The 757-nt window shown below is 44.8% G+C and carries 2 protein-coding genes; both read right to left on the reverse strand.

From position 1 onward, the window contains the following. The coding region (locus A3762_RS05670) for an urease subunit beta (protein WP_068754459.1) at positions 1-293 on the reverse strand (293 nt) is incomplete at its 3' end. 8 nt (positions 294-301) lie between these two features. Next, positions 302-604, reverse strand: a complete 303-nt coding sequence (ureA, locus tag A3762_RS05675; RefSeq protein ID WP_068479118.1) for an urease subunit gamma — start codon at positions 602-604, stop codon at positions 302-304. Between the last annotated feature and the right edge of the window lie 153 nt (positions 605-757).

A 757-nucleotide genomic window follows, 5' to 3' on the forward strand; every position in this document is an offset into this window, starting at 1 on the left:
ATCACATCACCACGGAAGCCATATATCTCTTTTTTACCGGCAAATTCCACTAGGTTAACAGTACGCGACTGACCTGGTTCAAATCTAACTGCAGTACCAGCTGGTATATCTAAGCGCTTCCCTTTAGCTTCGTTACGATCGAATTCAAGCGCCAAATTTGTCTCTGCAAAATGATAGTGAGAGCCAACTTGAATAGGTCTATCACCCGTATTGGCCACCTTAATCTCAGTAACGGGTCGACCAGCATTAAGCTCGATCTCGCCTTCTTTAATAAAATACTCACCAAGCTTCATGTTCGCTCCTAAACAATCGGGTTATGGACAGTAACAAGTTTCGTTCCATCAGGAAAAGTCGCTTCAACCTGTACTTCATGTAGTAGGTCAGCAATGCCATCCATCACATCGTTACTAGAAAGAATCTGGCGCCCTTCGCTCATCAACTCCGCGACCGTTTTACCGTCTCTGGCACCTTCCATAATCGCAGCAGAAATAAGTGCGACCGCCTCAGGGTAATTTAGCTTTACGCCTCGTGCGAGCCTACGCTCGGCAACAAGTGCAGCGGTAAAAATCAACAATTTGTCTTTTTCTCTCGGACTGAGTTCCATAGTAAAATTCCTTGTTAAGTCAGGTAAGCCATATTCTCGGCATAACTGGTTCTTGTTCTAGCACTGCTAAACGCAACCCTTGCCATACTTTTATAAATGCGTTTCTAAGCATCTCAATATCATCGCTGAGCGCCCTAATCATCAATACGCCGT

It is taken from the genome of Oleiphilus sp. HI0125 (genome assembly GCF_001635355.1).

Coding starts and splice junctions, on each gene's coding strand:
- ureA (WP_068479118.1), bottom strand. CDS start 604: ATGGAACTCAGTCCGAGAGAAAAAGACAAATTGTTGATTTTTACCGCT.